The following is a 20,421-nucleotide window of genomic DNA, read 5'->3' as shown; positions in this document are numbered from 1 at the left end:
CTCCCACAAGGTCCAGTGCGATCCCTGTGGGAGCGAGCTTGCTCGCGATGGCGTCAGTGTGGCCGCAACAAATCCCGACGCCATTGATCAACTATTTACCAAGCATGCTAACTATTACGTTGACATTCGCTGCCTAGGCAGTAACATCTTGACATACATTCACTGCCTAGGCAGCTAATTGGTGGTCAGATGAAACATTTCTCCCCGGAAGATTTCCAGAATTGCCATCTCGGCCTGTTGCTCGGGCGTGCCGCGCTGCTCAAGGACCGGATCATCGACACCCACATGGAACCCCACGGCATCACCGCCGCGCAGTTCAAGGTGTTGATCATCATCGCCCAGTACGGCGTCGATTCTCCGGGCGAGTTGTGCCGGCACCTGTCCCTGGACAGCGGCTCGATGACGCGCATGCTCGATCGTCTGGAACAGAAAGGTTTCCTTGCCCGCCAACGCTCCGAGGCAGATCGCCGCCAGGTGCAGCTTGTGCTCACGGAAGAAGGGCAGAAGCTCGCCGGGCGGTTGCCGCACATCGGCGCCGAAGCCATGAATGAACTGGCCGGTGCCATCACTCCGGAAGAACTGAAAACCCTGGAGTTGATCCTGAAGAAAATTTTGGTGGCAGCCGGTGACGCGATCACGCTGCTGCGGGTAGGTGACAAATGAGCAGTAACCCCTTGCGTACCGGCTTGAGCCTGGTGCTGTTGGCCATGAGCGTCGCCGGTTGCGCCAGTTACAGCGGCCTGAAAACCGAAGGCGTCAGCCTCGACGCGAAGGCCCTCAAGGCCGGGCAATCCCTCAGCGGTGTGACGTTGTCCCCCGCGGCCTGGCCAAAAAGCGACTGGTGGAAAAGCCTCGGCGACCCACAGCTCGATGGCCTGATCCGCGAGGCCCTGCGCGACAGCCCGGACATGCAGATCGCCGATGCCCGTGCCCATCAGGCCAGCGCTGCCGCTTCCGCAGCCGACGCTGCGCGGATGCCGACCCTGGATGCCAGCGCTGGTGTCAGCCGTTCGCGCTTGGCCCGGGACCAGGACCCGCTCGGGCAGGGTGACGCTTACGCCACCGTTCGCAACATCAGCACCGGTTTCAACTACGACTTCGACCTGTGGGGCGGTCAACGCGATGCCTGGGAAGCGGCCCTCGGCCAGGCTCGCGCCGCCGAAGTCGACCAGCAGGCTGCGCAACTGACGCTGGCCGCCGATGTCGCCCGGGCCTATAGCGATCTCGGTCAGGCGCACATCGTCTACGACCTGTCCAACGAAGACCTCAAGCGCACCCGGCAAATGCTCGACCTCAGCCAGCGGCGCCTGACTGCCGGGATCGACAGCCAGTACCAGTTCCAGCAGACCGAAAGCCTGGAAGCCACTTCCCAGGCCAACCTGATCGACGCCGAAAAACGCTTGAACAGCGCGAAAATTGCCCTGGCCGTTCTGCTCGGCAAAGGCCCGGACCGCGGCAATGAAATTGCCCGACCCAACATTCTTCAGTCGAGTGCGGTAGCGCTACCTTCGGTGCTGCCGGCCGAGTTGCTCGGGCGTCGCCCGGACCTGGTGGCCGCGCGCTGGCGGGTCGAAGCGGCGAGCAAAAGCATCGACGCCGGCAAGACCCGGTTCTATCCCAACCTGAACCTCAGTGCCGCTGTCGGCGCCGAATCCTTGCTGGGCGATGCGATGTTTGGTTCGGCCAGCCGCTTCTTCAACATTGCACCGACGATCTCTGTGCCGATCTTCGACGGTGGCCGCTTGCGCGCCGACCTCGATTCTCGCGACGCCGATTACGACCTCGCCGTGGCGCAGTACAACAAAAGCCTGGTCAAGGCGCTGGGGGATGTCAGCGACAGCGTCAACCAGCTGCGTGACATCGGCCGGCAGATCGCTGCCCAGCAGCACGCCACCGACATCGCCCAGGATTCCTACAACACCGTGGTCCAGCGTTACGGTTCCGGCATCGGCAACTACCTGGACGTGCTCAGCATCGAGCAGCAATTGCTCCAGGCCCAGCGTCAGTTGGCCAACCTGAATGCCGAGCAGATCGACCTGTCGATCCAACTGATGCAGGCGCTGGGCGGCGGTTTCCAGCCTGAGGCCATCGCCTCGGCCAACGCCACGTCAGCCACGCTGACCCACTAATTCAAGGTACTTGTCATGGCCACTGCCGATACAACTCAACCTCCTGAAAACACCCAGGGCAACCCCAATTCGGGCAAGCGCAAGTTCATGCTGCTGGTCCTGGCTGCCGTCGTCGTGCTCGGTTGCGCGGGTGTCTGGGCCTACCACGAATTCTACGGGCGCTGGAGCGAAAGCACCGACGACGCCTATGTGAACGGCAACGTGGTGGAAATCACGCCGCTGGTCACCGGCACCGTGGTCAGCATCGGTGCCGATGATGGCGATCTGGTCCATGAAGGCCAGGTGCTGGTGAACTTCGACCCGAACGACGCCGAAATCGGTCTGCAAAATGCCCAGGCCAATCTGGCGCGTACCGTGCGTCAGGTGCGTGGCTTGTATAGCGATGTGGACGGCATGAAGGCCCAGGTCAACGCCCAGAAAGCCGAAGTGCAAAAGGCCCAGGACAACTTCAGCCGCCGCAAGAACCTCGCCGCCGGCGGGGCGATTTCCCAGGAAGAGCTGTCCCACGCCCGCGACGACCTGACCTCGGCGCAAAACGCCCTGGCCAATGCCGAACAAAAGCTCAAGACCACCAGCGCGCTGGTCGATGACACCGTGGTTTCATCGCACCCGGATGTGATGGCCGCTGCCGCGCAACTGCGCCAGGCCTACCTGAACAACGCCCGCAGCACCTTGATTGCACCGGTGACCGGTTACGTGGCCAAGCGTTCTGTACAACTTGGCCAGCGCGTGCAACCGGGTACCGCGCTGATGGCGGTGATTCCGCTGGATCAGCTGTGGATCGACGCCAACTTCAAGGAAACCCAGTTGCGTGACATGCGCATCGGCCAACCGGTGCAGATCGAGACGGACCTGTATGGCAGCAGCGTCAAATACAGCGGCATCATCGACAGCCTCGGCGCCGGGACCGGCAGTGCGTTTGCCTTGCTGCCAGCGCAAAACGCCACCGGCAACTGGATCAAGATCGTGCAGCGCGTGCCGGTGCGAGTCCACGTCAACGCCGAGGAGCTGGCCAAACATCCGCTGCGGGTCGGCCTGTCGACCATGGTCGATGTGGACCTGCACGACCAGAGCGGGCCGGTGCTGGCGCAACAGCCGCCGCAGAAGGCTTCGTTCAGCACCAGCGTCTATGACCGTCAGCTGACCGAGGCCGACGCGATGATCACCCAGTTGATCCACGACAACAGCGCCGCGGTCAGCAAGACCGCACAACGCTGATATGCCAGTCCGTCATCAACCGGAAATTGTGGGAGCGAGCTGTGGCGAGGGGGCTTGCCCCCGTTGGGCTGCGAAGCAGCCCCAAAATTTCCGATGTATCGAAGATCTTGTGAGTGCTGCGCACTCAAACGGGGGCAAGCCCCCTCGCCACAGCTCGCTCCCACAGGGTTAGCGGCGCTAGCCGAGTTTCAAAGGATTTGCGATGAGCAATAACGCGTCTTTCACACCGCCCAGCCTGTTGCTCAGCACCATCGGCCTGTCGCTGGCGACCTTCATGCAAGTGCTCGACACCACCATCGCCAACGTGGCGCTGCCGACGATCTCCGGCAACCTGGGCGTGAGTTCGGAGCAGGGCACCTGGGTCATCACCTCGTTCGCCGTGAGCAACGCCATCGCCTTGCCGCTGACCGGTTGGCTCAGTCGGCGTTTCGGCGAGGTGAAGCTGTTTGTCTGGGCGACGTTGCTGTTCGTGCTGGCTTCGTTCCTGTGCGGGATTTCCACCTCGATGCCGGAGCTGGTGGGCTTCAGGGTGCTGCAAGGGGTAGTGGCCGGGCCACTGTACCCGATGACCCAGACCCTGCTGATTGCGGTTTACCCCCCGGCGAAACGGGGGCTGGCGCTGGCGCTGCTGGCGATGGTCACAGTGGTCGCGCCGATTGCCGGGCCGATCCTCGGCGGCTGGATCACCGACAGCTACAGCTGGCCGTGGATTTTCTTCATCAACGTGCCGATCGGCCTGTTCGCGGCATGGGTGGTCACCCGGCAGATGAAAAAGCGCCCGGTGGTCACCAGCCGCCAACCGATGGATTACGTCGGTCTGATCGCGCTGATCATTGGCGTCGGGGCGCTGCAGATCGTGCTCGACAAGGGCAACGATGCCGATTGGTTCGAATCCAGCTTCATCGTGATCGGCTCGGTGATTTCGGTGGTGGCCCTGGCGTTCTTCGTGATCTGGGAAATGACCGACGAACACCCGGTGGTCAACCTGCGCCTGTTCGCCCATCGTAACTTCCGCTACGGCACCATCGTGCTGATCCTGGGCTATGCCGGGTTCTTCGGGATCAACCTGATTTTGCCGCAGTGGCTGCAAACGCGACTGGGCTACACCGCGACCTGGGCCGGTTTTGCCGTGGCCCCGCTGGGGATCCTGCCGGTGCTGCTGGCGCCGTTTGTCGGTAAGTACGCACCGAAATTCGATATGCGCCTGCTGGCGGGCGGGGCGTTCCTGGCCATCGGCCTGAGCTGTTTCATGCGCGCAGGCTTCACCAATGAAGTGGACTTCCAGCACATCGCCATGGTGCAGCTGTTCATGGGGATCGGCGTAGCGCTGTTCTTCATGCCGACCCTGACCATCCTGCTCTCGGACCTGCCCCCGAACCAGATTGCCGACGGTTCGGGGCTGGCGACATTCTTGCGGACCTTGGGCGGCAGTTTCGCGGCGTCGTTGACCACCTGGATCTGGATTCGTCGGGCGGACCAGCACCACGCTTACCTGACCGAAAGCATCACCCCCTTCGATCCGGCGACCCGCGAAGCGCTGACCCACCTGGGCGGGGCAGGGGCCAAGGCCTATACGCAGCTGGACCAGATGGTGATCAGCCAGGCGTACATCATGTCCACGGTGGACTACTTCACCTTGCTGGGTTGGATGTTCGTGGGGTTGATACTGATTGTCTGGCTGGCCAAGCCGCCGTTTACGGCGAAGGCCGGGCCAGAGGCTTCCGCGGGGCACTGACAAACACAGTGGAACCCATGTGGGAGCGAGCTTGCTCGCGATAGCGGTGGATCAGTCAACAAAGATGTTGGATGTTAATCCGCTATCGCGAGCAAGCTCGCTCCCACAGGGATCTCCTGCAGCCTTCAGTTCGCGGGTGCTGCCAGTTGCGGTGGCGGAGTGAAATCAAACGGCGCCAGCGCAAACCCTTGCTCATCCACCTGCAATGCCCACCCTTGACGATCCCAATCCCCCAGCACAATGCGCCGGGCCGCTTGCTCGCCAAGCTGCAACTTGTGAATCGCGGGGCGGTGGGTGTGCCCGTGGATCAAGGTCTTCACGCCGAATTCCTGCATGATCCGCGGAATCTCTTCGGGCGTGACATCGACGATGTCATTGGCCTTCATCCGCGTTTGCGCACGGCTTTCACTGCGCAGTTTGCGCGCCAGCTTGTGCCGGGTGCGCAGCGGCAGATGCCGCAGGATGAACAGGGTGATCGGGTTGCGCAGGTAGCGACGCAGCTTCATATAGGCTTCGTCGCGGGTACAGAGGCTGTCGCCGTGCATCAGCAGCACCGGCTCGCCGTTGAACTGCACGACACTCGGATCCTTCAACAAGGTGCAGCCGGCTGCTTTGCAGAAGGCCTTGCCCAACATGAAGTCGCGATTGCCGTGCATCAGGAAAATGGCCGTGCCGCTGTCGCTCAATTCGCGCAGGGCCTGGCAGATGGAACGCTGGAAGGGTGTCATGGCGTCGTCGCCAATCCACACCTCGAAGAAGTCGCCCAGAATGTACAACGCACTCGCCGAGCGGGCGCGTCCGGCGAGCAAATCCAGAAACGCCCGGGTAATGTCCGGGCGCTCCTCTTCCAGATGTAAATCTGAAATCAGCAATATCACTCAATGATCTCGGCTTTCTCGATGATCACGTCGTCTGCCGGTACGTCCTGGTGGCCGGACTTGGAAGTGGTGGCCACGCCTTTGATCTTGTCGACAACGTCGGTGCCGGCGGTCACTTTACCGAATACCGCGTAGCCCCAGCCCTGAACGTTCTTGCCGCTGTGGTTCAGGAAGCTGTTGTCCGCCACGTTGATGAAGAACTGTGCGGAAGCCGAATGCGGCTCCATGGTGCGGGCCATGGCGACGGTGTATTTGTCGTTGGAAAGACCGTTGTCGGCTTCGTTCTGGATGCTTGGACGCTTGTCTTTCTTTTCTTTCATGCCTGGCTCGAAACCGCCGCCCTGGATCATGAAGTTACCGATGACACGGTGGAAAACGGTGTTTTCGTAGTGACCGGCTTTAACGTACTCAACGAAGTTGGCCACGGTGATCGGGGCTTTGTCGGCGTTCAGTTCGAGGACGATGTCACCGAAGTTGGTAGTCAGTTTGACTTGGGTCATGATCGTTACTCACTAGAGGAATTCGTGGTGTTGGAACATCTCGTCCCGCCACCGGTTCAGCCTTTTTGGCCAAGGTGCGCAGTTTAGCGTGCCAGACGCGAATTTCGAGGCTGTTTTTTCATTTACGGCCTATTAAATGCGACGGTTTACAGAGTGCGCTCTGTCAGGTACTTGACGGCATCGGCTATGATAGCGGCTTTGTTTTGTCCGGCCTTCATTACGGCCACGCACTTGTACGTTCAAGGATCCTATGAGCAAGCCCACTGTCGACCCTACCTCGAATGCCAAGACCGGCCCTGCCGTGCCGGTCAACTTCCTGCGGCCGATCATCCAGGCAGACCTGGACTCGGGCAAGCACACGCAGATCGTCACCCGTTTTCCGCCTGAACCCAACGGCTACCTGCACATCGGCCACGCCAAGTCGATCTGTGTGAACTTCGGCCTGGCCCAGGAGTTCGGCGGCGTCACGCACCTGCGTTTCGACGACACCAACCCGGCCAAGGAAGACCAGGAATACATCGACGCGATCGAAAGCGACGTCAAATGGCTGGGCTTCGAATGGTCCGGTGAAGTGCGCTACGCCTCGCAGTATTTCGACCAGTTGCATGACTGGGCGGTGGAGTTGATCAAGTCCGGCAATGCCTACGTCGACGACCTGACCCCGGAACAAGCCAAGGAATACCGTGGCAGCCTGACCGAGCCGGGCAAGAACAGCCCGTTCCGCGACCGCAGCGTCGAAGAGAACCTGGACCTGTTCGCCCGCATGAAAGCCGGCGAGTTCAAGGACGGCGCACGGGTGCTGCGGGCCAAGATCGACATGGCCTCGCCGAACATGAACCTGCGTGACCCGATCATGTATCGCATCCGTCACGCGCACCACCACCAGACCGGTGACAAGTGGTGCATCTACCCCAACTACGACTTCACCCACGGTCAGTCGGACGCCATCGAAGGCATCACCCATTCGATCTGCACCCTGGAGTTCGAAAGCCACCGTCCGCTGTACGAGTGGTTCCTCGAGCACTTGCCGGTACCGGCCAACCCGCGCCAGTACGAGTTCAGCCGCCTGAACCTGAACTACACCATCACCAGCAAGCGCAAGCTCAAGCAGCTGGTCGATGAAAAGCACGTCAACGGCTGGGACGATCCGCGCATGTCCACGCTGTCGGGCTTCCGCCGCCGTGGCTACACGCCTAAATCGATCCGCAACTTCTGCGAAATGATCGGCACCAACCGTTCCGACGGCGTGGTCGACTTCGGCATGCTCGAATTCAGCATCCGCGACGACCTCGACCACAGCGCCCCGCGCGCCATGTGCGTGTTGCGTCCGCTGAAAGTCGTGATCACCAACTACCCGGAAGGCCAGGTCGAGAACCTCGAACTGCCGTGCCACCCGAAAGAAGACATGGGCGTGCGCGCGTTGCCGTTCGCCCGTGAAATCTACATCGACCGTGACGACTTCATGGAAGAGCCGCCCAAGGGCTACAAGCGCCTGGAGCCGGCCGGTGAAGTGCGCCTGCGTGGCAGCTACGTGATCCGCGCCGACGAAGCGATCAAGGACGCCGATGGCAACATCGTCGAACTGCGTTGCTCCTACGATCCGGACACCCTGGGCAAGAACCCGGAAGGTCGCAAGGTCAAAGGCGTGATCCACTGGGTGCCGGCCGCTGCCAGCGTCGAGTGCGAAGTGCGTCTGTACGATCGTCTGTTCCGTTCTCCAAACCCGGAGAAGGCCGAAGACAGCGCCAGTTTCCTGGACAACATCAACCCTGATTCGCTGCAGGTACTCACCGGTTGTCGTGCCGAGCCTTCGCTGGGCAATGCACAGCCGGAAGACCGTTTCCAGTTCGAGCGCGAAGGTTACTTCGTCGCCGATCTCAAGGACTCGAAACCAGGTCAGCCGGTATTCAACCGTACCGTGACCCTGCGTGATTCGTGGGGCCAGTGATTTAGCGTCAAGGAATAAACGTGCTTACGATCTACAACACGCTCACCAAGAGCAAAGAAGTCTTCAAGCCACTCGATGGCAACAAGGTGCGCATGTACGTGTGCGGCATGACCGTGTACGACTATTGCCACCTGGGCCACGGCCGCAGCATGGTCGCGTTCGACCTGGTGACGCGCTGGTTGCGCTTCAGCGGCTACGACCTGACCTACGTGCGCAACATCACCGACATCGACGACAAGATCATCAATCGGGCCAACGAGAACGGCGAGTCGTTCGAAGCCTTGACCGAGCGCATGATCGCGGCGATGCACGAAGATGAAGCGCGCCTGAACATCAAGAAGCCGGACATGGAGCCGCGTGCCACGGATCACATCCCTGGCATGCACGCGATGATCCAGACCCTGATCGACAAGGGCTACGCCTACGCCCCGGGCAATGGCGACGTGTACTACCGCGTCGGCAAGTTCATGGGCTACGGCAAGCTGTCGCGCAAGAAGATCGAAGACCTGCGCATCGGCGCACGCATCGAAGTCGACGAGTCCAAGCAGGACCCGCTGGACTTCGTTTTGTGGAAAGCCGCCAAACCGGGCGAGCCGAGCTGGGAATCGCCGTGGGGCGCCGGACGTCCGGGCTGGCACATCGAGTGCTCGGTGATGTCCACCTGCTGCCTGGGCGAGACCTTCGACATTCATGGCGGCGGCAGCGACCTTGAGTTCCCGCACCACGAAAACGAAATTGCCCAAAGCGAAGCTGCCACCGGCAAGACCTACGCCAACGCCTGGATGCATTGCGGCATGATCCGTATCAATGGCGAGAAGATGTCCAAGTCCTTGAACAACTTCTTCACCATTCGCGACGTGCTCGACAAGTACCACCCGGAAGTCGTGCGTTACCTGCTGGTGTCGAGCCACTACCGTAGCGCCATCAACTACTCGGAAGACAACCTCAAGGACGCCAAAGGCGCCCTGGAGCGTTTCTACCACGCGTTGAAAGGCCTGCCGAACGTGGTTCCGGCGGGCGGCGAAGCCTTCGTCGAGCGCTTCACCCAGGTGATGAACGACGACTTCGGTACGCCGGAAGCCTGCGCGGTGCTGTTCGAGATGGTTCGCGAGATCAACCGTCTGCGCGAGAGCGATCTGAACGCAGCGGCCGGTCTGGCAGCCCGTTTGAAAGAACTGGCCAGCGTGTTGGGTGTGTTGCAACTCGAAGCCGATGACTTCCTGCAGGCCGGCGCCGAAGGGCGCGTGGATGCCGCTGAAGTCGAGGCGCTGATTGCCGCGCGTCTGGCGGCACGCGCCGGCAAGGACTGGGCCGAATCCGACCGCATCCGCGACCAGCTCACCGCCATGGGCGTGGTGCTGGAGGACGGCAAGGGCGGCACGACCTGGCGTCTGGCTGACTGATTGCTTGATCCCGCTGTAAAACAAAACCCGCCTTGTGCGGGTTTTTGTTTTTGCGGTTGGACTCCAGGCTTGTGTTGACAGGGCAGACGCCACCGCGAGCAAGCTCGCTCCCACAGGTTCTGTGGTATGCGCAGATTTTGTGTTCGACACGGACACTGTGGGAGCGAGCTTGCTCGCGATGGTCTCAAGCCGAATATTACCGCTGCGATTCACTCGTCATTCAGTCTGGCGCAACCGCTTGTAAAGGGTATTGCGACTAACCCCCAACCGCCGCGCCAGATGGGAAATATTCCCCCCAACCGCCTGCAGCTGCCGATTCAACTCCTCGGCATCATCAAGATCAACCGCCAACGGCTCCTGCGACTCCACCGGCTCCATCTCCAGATCAACAAAAAAATCATCCGGCAAATGCTCCGGCCTTATCGGTTGTTCCTCGGCCATGGCCAACGCCACCTGCATCACGCTGCTGACCTGACGCAGGTTTCCCGGCCACGGATGGCGCTCGAACAGCGCCAATACCTCGCGGCTCAGTCCGGCCCATTGGCTTGGTTCGCGATGCTGTTCCCACAGGCGTTTGAACAACGCCTCTTTATCGCTGCGCTCTCTTAACGGTGGCAGTTCCAGGGTCAGGCCGCCGATGCGGTAATACAGGTCTTCACGAAACCGCCCCAGTTGTACCTGTTCGCGCAACGAGCGATTGGTCGCTGAAATGATGCGCAAGTCCACAGGAAACAACTCGCTGCTGCCCACGGGCTGCACGCAACGCTCCTGCAACACCCGCAACAGTCGTGCCTGGGTTGGCAGTGGCATATCGCCGATTTCATCGAGGAACAGCGTGCCTTTGTCAGCCTTGCGGATCAGGCCGATGCTGCCTTTCTGGTTGGCGCCGGTGAACGCGCCTTTCTCGTAGCCGAACAGCTCTGACTCGACCAGTTCGGCGGGGATCGCTGCACAGTTCACCGCAATAAACGCCTGTTTGCTGCGAGAGCTGGCCTGATGCAGGGCTTTGACGAAAACTTCCTTACCGACGCCAGTCTCGCCGTGGATTAACAGCGGAATGTCTTTTTCCAGCAACCGCTCGGCCTGGCGCACAGCTTTTTCCACGCGGCTGTCGCCGAAGTGCAGGGTGTTGAGGCTGATCGCGGCCGGTGTTGGCGCAGTCACGGCAGGTTCGGCGAACACTCGCGGCTGAATCGGAACCTGCTTGGGTCTTTTCAGCAGACACTGGAAGCGGTTGCGCCCGGAAGCCTGCAGCGAGAAGGGCAAGCCTTCGGGTTGATTCAGCAACTCCAGCAGCGAGACCTTGAACAGGCTTTCGACACTGACTCGCGACAGGCTGATGCCCAGCAGGTTGTCGGCCCGGCGGTTGGCCGACAGCACTTGGCCGGTTTCATCGAATATCAGCAATCCGGCCCACTGACTGTCGAGGTTGTTCAGCCCGGTGTTGAACGTCAGCTGAAAATGCTGGCCATGGAACAGGTTGAGGATCAACCGGTTTTCCACGGTCTGGCTCATCATCTTGACCATGCCCAGCGTGTGGGAGGGCGGCAGGTAGCTGTCGCTGGACACGTCCAGCACCGCGATCACCTTGCGCTCGGTATCGAATATCGGCGCGGCGGAACCGGTCATGAAGCGGTTGGCCTTGAGGAAATGTTCGTCGTGCTCGATGTGCACCGCTTGCTCGCAGGCCAGGGCGGTGCCAATGGCGTTGGTGCCGGTGCAGCGTTCCATCCAGCTGGCGCCGGCGCTGAAACCCCGGGCCAGTTTCGGCTCGATAAAGCGCTGGGTGCCCCACGACGTGAGCACCTGGCCCTGATGGTCGGCGAGCATGATCAGGCAATTGGAGTTGCTCAGGATGTTCTCGTAGTAGGGCAGCACTTCCTGATGGGTGGTTTGCACCAGTGAATGCTGGCTCTCCAGCAGTTGCGCGATGCCTGCGGCCGGCAATGGGTCGAATGCCGGCGTGCTCTGATGACTGAGGCCGAACGCGCGGCAACGGGACCAGGAGTCCTGGATGATGGCGTCGTGGGACAACGGCGATGCGGGTGCGGCCATGGCAGTCGATCTCTGAGCAAGCTTTTATTGTTGTTATTCAATTACACATGGCGCCCTGTGTAGGAGCGAGCTTGCTCGCGATGGACGTGAGGTCGCCTCGTTCCTTCAGGCAGCCCTCGTCACGTTGACCTCCATCGCGAGCGAGCTCGCTCCTACAAGGGCCGGAATACGGTCTGTAGAGTGTTGTTCACTAATGTTCATTGTCAACCGTTGAAGTGTTCAGTTGTTCAGTCGCGGTTGTTCATTTGTGTTCAGCAACGAACGTGACTCTGTAGTCATTTTCAGGAATTTCAAACTGAATCAATCGTTTGCAATTTCTGGCACAAATGTCGCTATACAGCTCCGGTCGCTTGACTCCAATAAGAAAAAGGCCGAGCCATGTCACTCACCCTGGAACACGTCAGCCGCACCGTCGAGGGCCAGACCTGGATCGACGATGCCAACCTGAGTTTTGAACCCGGTTCCTTCAACGTTTTGCTGGGTCGCACCTTGTCCGGCAAGACCAGCCTGATGCGCCTGATGGCCGGTCTGGACAAGCCCGACAGCGGCCGCATCCTGATGAATGGCGTCGATGTCACCCAGCGCCCCGTGCGCTTGCGCAATGTGTCGATGGTCTATCAGCAGTTCATCAACTACCCGACCATGACGGTGTTCGATAACATCGCCTCGCCGCTGCGTCAGGCTGGTGTTTCCAGCGAGCAAATTCAGAGCAAGGTGCTGGAAACCGCGAAGATGCTGCGCATCGAGAAGTTTCTCAAACGCTATCCGCTGGAGCTTTCCGGTGGCCAGCAACAACGCACGGCCATGGCCCGGGCGCTGGTCAAGGATGCCGAGCTGATCCTGTTCGACGAGCCGCTGGTCAACCTCGACTACAAGTTGCGCGAAGAACTGCGCCAGGAAATGCGCGAGCTGTTCAAGGCGCGCCACACCATCGCGATCTACGCTACCACCGAGCCCAACGAGGCCCTGGCCCTGGGCGGCACCACCACCATTCTTCACGAAGGCCGGGTGATCCAGAGCGGCCAGTCTTCGTCGGTCTATCATCAGCCGCAAACGGTGCTGGCGGCGGAGCTGTTTTCCGAGCCGCCGATCAACCTGATGCCGGGGCGCATTGCCGGCAACGAAGTGAGTTTCGCCAATTTCGTGCACTTCCCGCTGAACGTCGATCTGCGCCCGGTGGGCGAGGGCGAGTTCCGCTTTGGCGTGCGACCCAGTCATATCTCGCTGGTGCCGAGCAACGACGATGACCTCGAATTGGCGGTGACTGTCGAAGTCGCGGAAATCAGTGGCTCGGAAACCTTTCTGCACGTGCGCAACGAGCATTTCCTGCTGGTGCTGCACTTGCCCGGCGTTCACGAATACGACGTCGATGCGCCGATCCGCATCTACATCCCGACCCATAAACTGTTTGTGTTCGATACGCAGGGGCGGCTGGTCCAGGCGCCGGGCCGGCGTGTCACGAGGGTTGCCTGATGGCCGAAATTCGTTTGCAGAACCTCGCCCACAGCTACACCAAAACCCCGACGGGGCCGGAGGACTACGCGATCCGCGAGATGGACCACATCTGGGAGCAGGGTGGCGCCTACGCGTTGCTTGGCCCTTCGGGCTGTGGCAAATCGACCTTGCTCAACATCATTTCCGGGCTGCTCAGCCCGTCCCAGGGCCATGTGCTGTTCGACGGTAAAGCGGTCAACAACCTGACCCCGGAGAAGCGCAACATCGCCCAGGTTTTCCAGTTCCCGGTGGTCTACGACACCATGACGGTGTTCGACAACCTGGCCTTCCCGCTACGCAATCAGGGCATGGCCGAGGCCCGGGTGCATAGCAAGGTGCAGGAAATCGCCGAAGTTCTCGACCTGCAGAACCTGTTGAGCAAAAAGGCCCGCAACCTCACCGCCGACGAAAAACAGAAAGTCTCCATGGGGCGTGGGCTGGTGCGCGACGACGTGTCGGCGATCCTGTTCGATGAGCCGCTGACGGTGATCGACCCGCACCTCAAGTGGAAGCTGCGGCGCAAGCTCAAGCAGATCCACGAACAGTTCAACATCACCATGGTCTACGTCACCCACGATCAGCTGGAGGCCTCGACCTTCGCCGACAAGATTGCGGTGATGTACGGCGGGCAGATCGTGCAGTTCGGTACGCCAAGGGAGTTGTTCGAGCGCCCGAGCCACACCTTTGTCGGCTACTTCATTGGCAGCCCCGGGATGAACCTGATCGAGGTGCAGCCGCAACCGGGTGGCGTCGGTTTCGCCTCGACTCACCTGCCGCTGTCCGAGGCGATGCAGCAGCGTATTGCTGAATCGGAGTGGAAAACCCTGAAGGTCGGCATTCGCCCGGAGTTCGTCCATGTGTGGGACGAAGCCTTTGATGACGCTCTGCGGGCACAGGTCGTACACGTCGAAGACCTGGGCACCTACAAGATCATGACCCTCAACCTCGATGGCGTCCCCCTGAAAGTGCGCCTGGCCGAAGACAAACCGGTGCCGCAAGGCACGGCCTACATCAGTTTTCCGGCGCAGTGGCTGATGGTCTACGCCGATGAATTCCTGCTCGAAGCCAATGCCAACCAAGAGGCGCAGCCATGAACAAGGTGCAGAACAACAAGGCCTGGTGGCTGGTGCTGCCGGTGTTCCTGCTGGTGGCGTTCAGTGCGGTGATCCCGATGATGACCGTGGTCAACTATTCGGTGCAGGACATCTTCGACCAGTCCAGCCGCTACTTTGTCGGCGCCGATTGGTACAAGCAGGTGCTGCTCGATCCGCGCCTGCACGACTCGTTGCTGCGCCAGTTCATCTACTCGGCCTGCGTGCTGTTGATCGAGATCCCGCTGGGGATTGCGATTGCCCTGACCATGCCGACCAAAGGGCGCTGGTCGTCGGTGGTGCTGATCATCCTGGCGATTCCGTTGCTGATCCCGTGGAACGTGGTCGGCACCATCTGGCAGATCTTCGGCCGGGCCGACATCGGTCTGCTGGGGGCGAGTCTCAAGGCCATGGGCATCAGCTACAACTATGCGGCGAACACCATGGACGCCTGGGTCACCGTACTGGTGATGGACGTCTGGCACTGGACCTCGCTGGTGGCGCTGTTGTGCTTCTCCGGCCTGCGGGCGATTCCGGACGTGTATTACCAGGCGGCGCGGATCGACCGTGCCTCGGCCTGGGCGGTGTTCCGGCATATCCAGTTGCCCAAGCTCAAGAGTGTGTTGCTGATCGCGGTGATGCTGCGCTTCATGGACAGTTTCATGATCTACACCGAGCCCTTCGTGCTTACGGGTGGCGGTCCGGGCAATTCCACGACCTTCTTGAGCCAGACCCTGACGCAAATGGCGATCGGGCAGTTCGACCTGGGGCCGGCCGCCGCATTCTCGCTGGTGTACTTCCTGATCATCCTGTTGGTGTCCTGGCTGTTCTACACCGCCATGACTCACTCCGACGCCAACCGCTGAGGCCATCATGAGCAAAAGAAAGCTGATTCCACTGCTGATCTACATCCTGTTCCTGCTGGTGCCGATCTACTGGCTGCTGAACATGTCCTTCAAGAGCAACAGCGAAATCCTCGGTGGCCTGACGTTGTTTCCGCAGGATTTCACCCTGGCGAACTACAAGGTGATCTTCACCGATCCAAGCTGGTACACCGGCTACATCAACTCGGCGTACTACGTGAGCCTGAACACGATCATTTCCCTGACCGTGGCCTTGCCGGCAGCCTATGCGTTCTCGCGCTACCGCTTCCTCGGTGACAAGCACCTGTTCTTCTGGCTGCTGACCAACCGCATGGCGCCACCGGCGGTGTTCCTGTTGCCGTTCTTCCAGCTGTATTCCTCGATTGGGCTGTTCGATACCCACATCGCCGTGGCCCTGGCCCATTGCCTGTTCAACGTGCCGCTGGCGGTGTGGATTCTCGAAGGCTTCATGTCCGGCGTGCCCAAGGAGATCGACGAAACCGCCTACATCGACGGCTACAGTTTCCCCAAGTTCTTCGTGAAGATTTTCATCCCGCTGATCGGCTCCGGCATCGGCGTCACGGCGTTCTTCTGCTTCATGTTTTCCTGGGTCGAACTGCTGCTGGCGCGAACCCTCACTTCGGTGAACGCCAAACCGATCGCAGCGGTGATGACCCGCACGGTCTCGGCATCCGGTATCGACTGGGGCGTGCTGGCGGCGGCGGGGGTGTTGACCATCCTGCCGGGCATGTTGGTGATCTGGTTTGTTCGCAACCACGTGGCCAAGGGCTTTGCCCTGGGCCGGGTATGAGGAACTGATGATGGAATGGATGAGTTGGACCGTCCCCACGGCGGCGTTCTTCGGTGTCATTGCCTTGATCCTGGTGGGCATGACCACCTGGGAATTGCGTTCGCCGAGCGTGCTCAGGCGAGGTTTTCTACCGATTGCCACCACCCGTGGCGATCGGTTGTTTATCGGTCTTCTCGGCAGCGCCTACCTGCATCTGCTGGTAATCGGCGTCACCGACTGGAGCATCTGGGTCGCCTTCGCGATGTCCCTGGTGTGGCTGTTGGCTGTGATGCGTTGGGGCTAGTCGAATCGCTCGGCAATGTTGCTCCGAAACTCAATAAGGAGGTCTCTATGTTCGACAAAAACAATAAGCTGCGACATAGCATTTCATTGGCAGCCATGCTGGCACTCAGCGGTTTGAGCGCATCTGCCTGGGCTGATGCCTATGAAGACGCGGCGAAGAAATGGATCGGCAGTGAATTCAAGCCGTCCACCCTGACGGCTGATCAACAACTGGAAGAACTGAAGTGGTTCATCAAGGCGGCGGAGCCGTTTCGCGGGATGAGCATCAAGGTGGTGTCGGAAACCATCGCCACCCACGAGTATGAGTCCAAGGTACTGGCCAAGGCCTTCACCGAGATCACCGGAATCAAGCTGACCCACGACCTGCTGCAGGAAGGCGACGTGGTGGAAAAGCTGCAGACCCAGATGCAGTCGGACAAGAACATCTATGACGGCTGGGTCAACGACTCGGACCTGATCGGTACACACTTCCGTTACGGCAAGACCGAATCGATCACCGACCTGATGGCCAACGAGGGCAAGAACTTCACCTCGCCGACCCTCGACATCAAGGACTTCATCGGCATCTCCTTCACCACCGCGCCGGACGGCAAGATCTATCAATTGCCCGACCAGCAGTTCGCCAACCTGTACTGGTTCCGCGCCGACTGGTTCGAACGCGCGGACCTGAAAGCCAAGTTCAAGGAAAAGTACGGCTACGAGTTGGGCGTACCGGTGAACTGGTCGGCCTATGAAGACATCGCCAAATTCTTCAGCGAAGACGTCAAGGAAATCGACGGCAAGCGCGTTTACGGGCACATGGATTACGGCAAGAAAGACCCGTCGCTGGGTTGGCGTTTCACCGATGCCTGGTTCTCCATGGCAGGCGCTGGCGATAAAGGCATACCTAACGGCTTGCCGGTGGACGAGTGGGGGATCCGCGTCGAGGATTGTCATCCGGTCGGCTCCAGCGTGACCCGCGGTGGCGACACCAACGGCCCGGCAGCAGTGTATGCGACCACCAAGTACGTTGACTGGATGAAGAAGTACGCGCCACCGGAAGCGGCGGGCATGACTTTCTCCGAATCAGGTCCCGTGCCATCCCAGGGCAACATTGCCCAGCAGATCTTCTGGTACACCGCATTTACCGCCGACATGACCAAGCCTGGCCTTCCGGTGATGAACGCCGACGGCACGCCGAAATGGCGCATGGCGCCTTCGCCGAAAGGTCCATATTGGGAAGAGGGCATGAAGCTCGGTTATCAGGACGCGGGTTCCTGGACATTCATGAAGTCCACGCCTGAGAAACAAAAACTGGCGGCCTGGCTGTACGCGCAGTTCGTGACCTCGAAAACCGTGTCGCTGAAGAAAACCATCGTCGGCCTGACCCCGATCCGCGAATCGGACATCAACTCCCAGGCCATGACCGACCTGGCGCCGAAACTCGGTGGCCTGGTGGAGTTCTACCGCAGCCCGGCCCGCGTGCAATGGACCCCGACCGGGACCAACGTGCCTGATTATCCTCGCCTCGCGCAGTTGTGGTGGAGCCACATCGCCGAAGCCGCCAGCGGCGAGAAAACCCCGCAAGAGGCGCTGGATGGCCTGGCCAAGGATCAGGACGCAATCATGACCCGTCTGGAACGCTCGAAGGCACAAGCCACCTGCGCCCCGAAAATGAATCCAGAGCGCGATGCGCAATACTGGTTCGACCAACCGGGCGCACCGAAGCCGAAACTGGCGAACGAAAAGCCTAAGGGTGAAACCGTGAGCTACGCCGAACTGCTGAAATCGTGGGAGGCGGCGCGCAAGTAAAGCACTGGAGTTGTGAAAGGCGAACGGCACCGGGAGGTGCCGTTTTTTATAGTTGCTTGTGTCACCGCATTCGCCAGCAAGTTGGCTTGTTGGGTCGCCGCATCGCAGCGAAAACGTCGTTGAAACGATGTCGATAGTTCAGATCACCGCGCCACCCTCGGTTCGTGCAAGCCGGTCAGATCTCAATTGAGAGCTCGCCACCCTCGGCATATGTGCAACAAGCCAATGCGTAGCCCGACTCCAGTTCCGCAGTGCTGAGCGAGAAGTCAGGCGCTCTTTTGCATGCCCCGGAAATAACCTTGATCCTGCAACTGCCACAGATGCCTGAGCGACACTGACTGCGGATGGGTACCTGGTTGGCTTCCAACGCATCAAGCAGCGTTTGTCCACTACTGACCTGGAAATGGTGGTCCTGCTGATTTGATCGAGCACAGACAGTGGTCAGCGGGCTGTGTTCGGCTGCCGGTCCTGATTGTTCCATGCTGCTGAACGCTTCGATGTAACAGGGGATGTTGTTGTTCAGCTCCTTGACCAATACCTGCTGGGCGACGGAAAAGCCATGGCTGCCGCAAATGACTGCCGCGTCGACGGGAACTGAATCCGGTAAGGAAAGTTTAACCAGCCGTCCTCCGGTAAAGTGGTGAGAGTGTGTATCGATTGATTCTCGAGTAATAAAAAAACGAACGTTGAACCAGTTCGATCGAAACGCTAAGGCGAGGAGTTCCGCGAGGAAAGGTATGCTCGCAATCGTAGGTGAACTAACCAGCAGCGTTACTCTGGGAATGGGTTTATCTTTGCTTTCAAGCTCGACAAGGCTACGGATCAGCGCGATCGGCAATGTGATGCCGATACCGCCTGCCAGCATCAAGACATGCCGGTAGGCGATAATACTGTCCGAAGTGATGTTGCCACCAACGTTGGAAAAACAAAGGAGTGATCCGCAGCCGACGTTCGAATACAAAGTGTCCGATACTCCATTGTTGCCGGTGCGCTTGACCGTGATTTCAATTTGATTGATATCTCGCACCGCCGTGATCGAGTAATTACGTTGTTGTGCCGTGCCAGAGCGGTCTGGATGATTGATCGCAATATATCGTCCCGGCTTTAATTCATTGGGTTCAATGCATTGGGGCAATCGCAGCAGGTAAGTCTTCGTGTTGGTTGCTGCATCTGAGATTTTCTCGCAACTCAAGAACGTAAGCCGCTCCATGGTCGTCCCCTTCATGGTAAAGAGATAAGTACGTTTTTAATGAGTTGTTCAAGAAGTGCCAACTGATATCAGTGGGTTTCTTCGAGACCTATTCTGCTTAGCAATTTGTCGACCGACTCGGTGTAAACGTTGACTTCGCCAAGTGTTGCCGTGTCGTGGATGATGTCCGCATAGCGAGGCAGGCGAGCATGAGAAAATGCCATTTCCCACGCCCCCATTTCATTGTTTGCAAACATTGATACGGTTTTTTTAATAATGGCCTTTAAATGCGTTTTTTCATGTTGAGATAGCGTCGATATCAGATCTGCCGCTACATAACTGAATACACTGGAATGACTCCATTCATCCATCGCATGGGTCTTGGTGACTTGATGGCAAATGCTTTGAACGGAACTGTCTTCGGCCAGCGTTTTAAGATAGTCCGTAATCAGCGTTTCACTGGCGCAGGCGATACCGAAGCGAGTGAGTCTGCGCTCCCATTCGGCAGAACAGGACGATAGCACCCAATTCTTCCATTTGATCAGGTTGAAGTCGGTGAAATTCAGGTGTGCAAGATCTCTGTGGTGATAAATGTAGTTGCATGCGGTGACCGACATCTTGGTGTGCAGTGCTTCGTCAAGCAGTGCTTCGGAGATGGACTCCTGAAGCAATGCTCGATTCCTTGTTGCGCTGGGTGGCGTTTTGATGATGTCCTCGCAAGCTGGCGTGACGATGTCGCATTCGATGTAAATGGTTTTCAGGTTATAGATGATCCATGCATAGGAAAGGCATGTTGATTTCATTTCGGGAGAGGCTTCGATCCAGGCAGGGTGATTTCTGAAGGGAAGCAAGCTCTCGCAAAAGTCGTTTTTGCCGGGATCGAAGGCTAGCTCGGAATAAGTAGGTTGTTTGTTATTGACTGCGGCTCGGGTGCTCCAAAGCACCGAAAGTTTTTCGAGCATCTGTGCAACCGAGTAAGTTTGAATGTCGTGAGTGTTCATGATAGTTACCTTTTGTTCTAAATAGTCGGCCAG

General features: G+C 59.3%; 17 protein-coding genes. 12 read left to right on the top strand and 5 right to left on the bottom strand.

All coding sequences use genetic code 11. From position 1 onward, the window contains the following. The first annotated feature begins 189 nt into the window (after positions 1-189). The 4 genes from ABIE16_RS17165 to ABIE16_RS17150 all read left to right on the top strand — a co-directional run bounded on the left by ABIE16_RS17165 (position 190) and on the right by ABIE16_RS17150 (position 5,082). On the top strand, positions 190-663 hold the full coding sequence (locus tag ABIE16_RS17165) for a MarR family winged helix-turn-helix transcriptional regulator (RefSeq protein ID WP_090456640.1): 474 nt from the start codon (positions 190-192) through the stop codon (positions 661-663). Beyond that, complete coding sequence (locus ABIE16_RS17160; RefSeq protein WP_429521624.1) at positions 660-2,129, top strand: efflux transporter outer membrane subunit; 1,470 nt, start codon at positions 660-662, stop codon at positions 2,127-2,129. Before ABIE16_RS17165 ends, ABIE16_RS17160 begins: the two co-directional genes overlap by 4 nt. A gap of 15 nt (positions 2,130-2,144) precedes the next feature. Further along, a complete protein-coding gene (locus ABIE16_RS17155) occupies positions 2,145-3,347 on the top strand; it encodes an efflux RND transporter periplasmic adaptor subunit (RefSeq protein ID WP_429521623.1) in 1,203 nt (400 codons plus the stop codon). Between the two features lie 202 nt (positions 3,348-3,549). Further along, a complete protein-coding gene (locus ABIE16_RS17150) occupies positions 3,550-5,082 on the top strand; it encodes a DHA2 family efflux MFS transporter permease subunit (RefSeq protein ID WP_429521622.1) in 1,533 nt (510 codons plus the stop codon). 125 nt (positions 5,083-5,207) lie between these two features. Here the strand turns inward: ABIE16_RS17150 and lpxH are convergent, their stop codons facing one another. Together lpxH and ABIE16_RS17140 are read right to left on the bottom strand one after the other, a co-directional pair. Beyond that, positions 5,208-5,960 (bottom strand): UDP-2,3-diacylglucosamine diphosphatase, encoded by a 753-nt coding sequence (gene lpxH / locus ABIE16_RS17145; protein WP_090456633.1) that lies wholly within the window; start codon positions 5,958-5,960, stop codon positions 5,208-5,210. Next, positions 5,957-6,460 carry a peptidylprolyl isomerase gene (locus ABIE16_RS17140; RefSeq protein ID WP_008053603.1) on the bottom strand — a complete coding sequence of 168 codons (504 nt, stop codon included), beginning with the start codon at positions 6,458-6,460 and terminating at the stop codon, positions 5,957-5,959. The genes lpxH and ABIE16_RS17140 overlap by 4 nt, the downstream gene beginning before the upstream one ends. Before the next feature lie 250 nt (positions 6,461-6,710). Between ABIE16_RS17140 and ABIE16_RS17135 the strand changes: the two genes are divergently transcribed. Next, positions 6,711-8,408 carry a glutamine--tRNA ligase/YqeY domain fusion protein gene (locus tag ABIE16_RS17135; RefSeq protein WP_150812606.1) on the top strand — a complete coding sequence of 566 codons (1,698 nt, stop codon included), beginning with the start codon at positions 6,711-6,713 and terminating at the stop codon, positions 8,406-8,408. 20 nt (positions 8,409-8,428) lie between these two features. Beyond that, positions 8,429-9,811: a cysteine--tRNA ligase gene (cysS, locus tag ABIE16_RS17130; RefSeq protein ID WP_218496192.1), complete on the top strand. Its 1,383-nt coding sequence runs from the start codon at positions 8,429-8,431 to the stop codon at positions 9,809-9,811. Between the two features lie 216 nt (positions 9,812-10,027). Here the strand turns inward: cysS and ABIE16_RS17125 are convergent, their stop codons facing one another. Next, on the bottom strand, positions 10,028-11,866 hold the full coding sequence (locus tag ABIE16_RS17125; protein WP_429521621.1) for a sigma-54-dependent Fis family transcriptional regulator: 1,839 nt from the start codon (positions 11,864-11,866) through the stop codon (positions 10,028-10,030). Positions 11,867-12,244: 378 nt separating this feature from the next. Here ABIE16_RS17125 and ABIE16_RS17120 point away from each other — a divergent pair, with 378 nt between their 5' ends. Genes ABIE16_RS17120 through ABIE16_RS17095 form a run of 6 tightly spaced genes read left to right on the top strand, consistent with a single transcriptional unit; the run spans position 12,245 to position 18,198 of the window. Continuing rightward, positions 12,245-13,339, top strand: a complete 1,095-nt coding sequence (locus tag ABIE16_RS17120; protein WP_057714145.1) for an ABC transporter ATP-binding protein — start codon at positions 12,245-12,247, stop codon at positions 13,337-13,339. Beyond that, positions 13,339-14,454, top strand: coding sequence for an ABC transporter ATP-binding protein (locus ABIE16_RS17115; RefSeq protein WP_090456627.1), 1,116 nt, complete (start codon positions 13,339-13,341; stop codon positions 14,452-14,454). Before ABIE16_RS17120 ends, ABIE16_RS17115 begins: the two co-directional genes overlap by 1 nt. Beyond that, positions 14,451-15,317, top strand: coding sequence for a carbohydrate ABC transporter permease (locus tag ABIE16_RS17110; RefSeq protein WP_008046507.1), 867 nt, complete (start codon positions 14,451-14,453; stop codon positions 15,315-15,317). The genes ABIE16_RS17115 and ABIE16_RS17110 overlap by 4 nt, the downstream gene beginning before the upstream one ends. Before the next feature lie 7 nt (positions 15,318-15,324). Next, positions 15,325-16,125, top strand: a complete 801-nt coding sequence (locus ABIE16_RS17105) for a carbohydrate ABC transporter permease (protein WP_008046506.1) — start codon at positions 15,325-15,327, stop codon at positions 16,123-16,125. A gap of 10 nt (positions 16,126-16,135) precedes the next feature. Continuing rightward, positions 16,136-16,408: a DUF2160 domain-containing protein gene (locus ABIE16_RS17100; protein WP_057716585.1), complete on the top strand. Its 273-nt coding sequence runs from the start codon at positions 16,136-16,138 to the stop codon at positions 16,406-16,408. Between the two features lie 47 nt (positions 16,409-16,455). Next, a complete protein-coding gene (locus tag ABIE16_RS17095; RefSeq protein ID WP_150755568.1) occupies positions 16,456-18,198 on the top strand; it encodes an ABC transporter substrate-binding protein in 1,743 nt (580 codons plus the stop codon). Positions 18,199-18,373: 175 nt separating this feature from the next. Here the strand turns inward: ABIE16_RS17095 and ABIE16_RS17090 are convergent, their stop codons facing one another. Further along, positions 18,374-19,408 (bottom strand): 2Fe-2S iron-sulfur cluster-binding protein, encoded by a 1,035-nt coding sequence (locus tag ABIE16_RS17090; RefSeq protein ID WP_429521620.1) that lies wholly within the window; start codon positions 19,406-19,408, stop codon positions 18,374-18,376. Between the two features lie 68 nt (positions 19,409-19,476). Next, positions 19,477-20,388 (bottom strand): diiron oxygenase, encoded by a 912-nt coding sequence (locus tag ABIE16_RS17085; RefSeq protein ID WP_057714149.1) that lies wholly within the window; start codon positions 20,386-20,388, stop codon positions 19,477-19,479. Positions 20,389-20,421: the final 33 nt, after the last annotated feature.

Source organism: Pseudomonas sp. 2725, from assembly GCF_050434585.1.
GTDB lineage: Bacteria > Pseudomonadota > Gammaproteobacteria > Pseudomonadales > Pseudomonadaceae > Aquipseudomonas > Aquipseudomonas jessenii.
Note: the sequence above shows the minus strand (reverse complement) of the source record. Positions and strands in the feature narration are given on the sequence as shown.

Bases quoted from the DNA above. Each gene is read 5' to 3' on its own strand.
- ABIE16_RS17105 (WP_008046506.1), top strand. From the start codon at position 15,325: ATGAGCAAAAGAAAGCTGATTCCACTGCTGATCTACATCCTGTTCCTG.
- ABIE16_RS17085 (WP_057714149.1), bottom strand. From the start codon at position 20,388: ATGAACACTCACGACATTCAAACTTACTCGGTTGCACAGATGCTCGAA.
- ABIE16_RS17125 (WP_429521621.1), bottom strand. From the start codon at position 11,866: ATGGCCGCACCCGCATCGCCGTTGTCCCACGACGCCATCATCCAGGAC.
- ABIE16_RS17140 (WP_008053603.1), bottom strand. From the start codon at position 6,460: ATGACCCAAGTCAAACTGACTACCAACTTCGGTGACATCGTCCTCGAA.
- ABIE16_RS17120 (WP_057714145.1), top strand. From the start codon at position 12,245: ATGTCACTCACCCTGGAACACGTCAGCCGCACCGTCGAGGGCCAGACC.
- ABIE16_RS17160 (WP_429521624.1), top strand. From the start codon at position 660: ATGAGCAGTAACCCCTTGCGTACCGGCTTGAGCCTGGTGCTGTTGGCC.
- ABIE16_RS17095 (WP_150755568.1), top strand. From the start codon at position 16,456: ATGTTCGACAAAAACAATAAGCTGCGACATAGCATTTCATTGGCAGCC.
- ABIE16_RS17135 (WP_150812606.1), top strand. From the start codon at position 6,711: ATGAGCAAGCCCACTGTCGACCCTACCTCGAATGCCAAGACCGGCCCT.
- ABIE16_RS17110 (WP_008046507.1), top strand. From the start codon at position 14,451: ATGAACAAGGTGCAGAACAACAAGGCCTGGTGGCTGGTGCTGCCGGTG.
- ABIE16_RS17155 (WP_429521623.1), top strand. From the start codon at position 2,145: ATGGCCACTGCCGATACAACTCAACCTCCTGAAAACACCCAGGGCAAC.
- ABIE16_RS17115 (WP_090456627.1), top strand. From the start codon at position 13,339: ATGGCCGAAATTCGTTTGCAGAACCTCGCCCACAGCTACACCAAAACC.
- ABIE16_RS17100 (WP_057716585.1), top strand. From the start codon at position 16,136: ATGGAATGGATGAGTTGGACCGTCCCCACGGCGGCGTTCTTCGGTGTC.
- ABIE16_RS17090 (WP_429521620.1), bottom strand. From the start codon at position 19,408: ATGGAGCGGCTTACGTTCTTGAGTTGCGAGAAAATCTCAGATGCAGCA.
- ABIE16_RS17165 (WP_090456640.1), top strand. From the start codon at position 190: ATGAAACATTTCTCCCCGGAAGATTTCCAGAATTGCCATCTCGGCCTG.
- ABIE16_RS17150 (WP_429521622.1), top strand. From the start codon at position 3,550: ATGAGCAATAACGCGTCTTTCACACCGCCCAGCCTGTTGCTCAGCACC.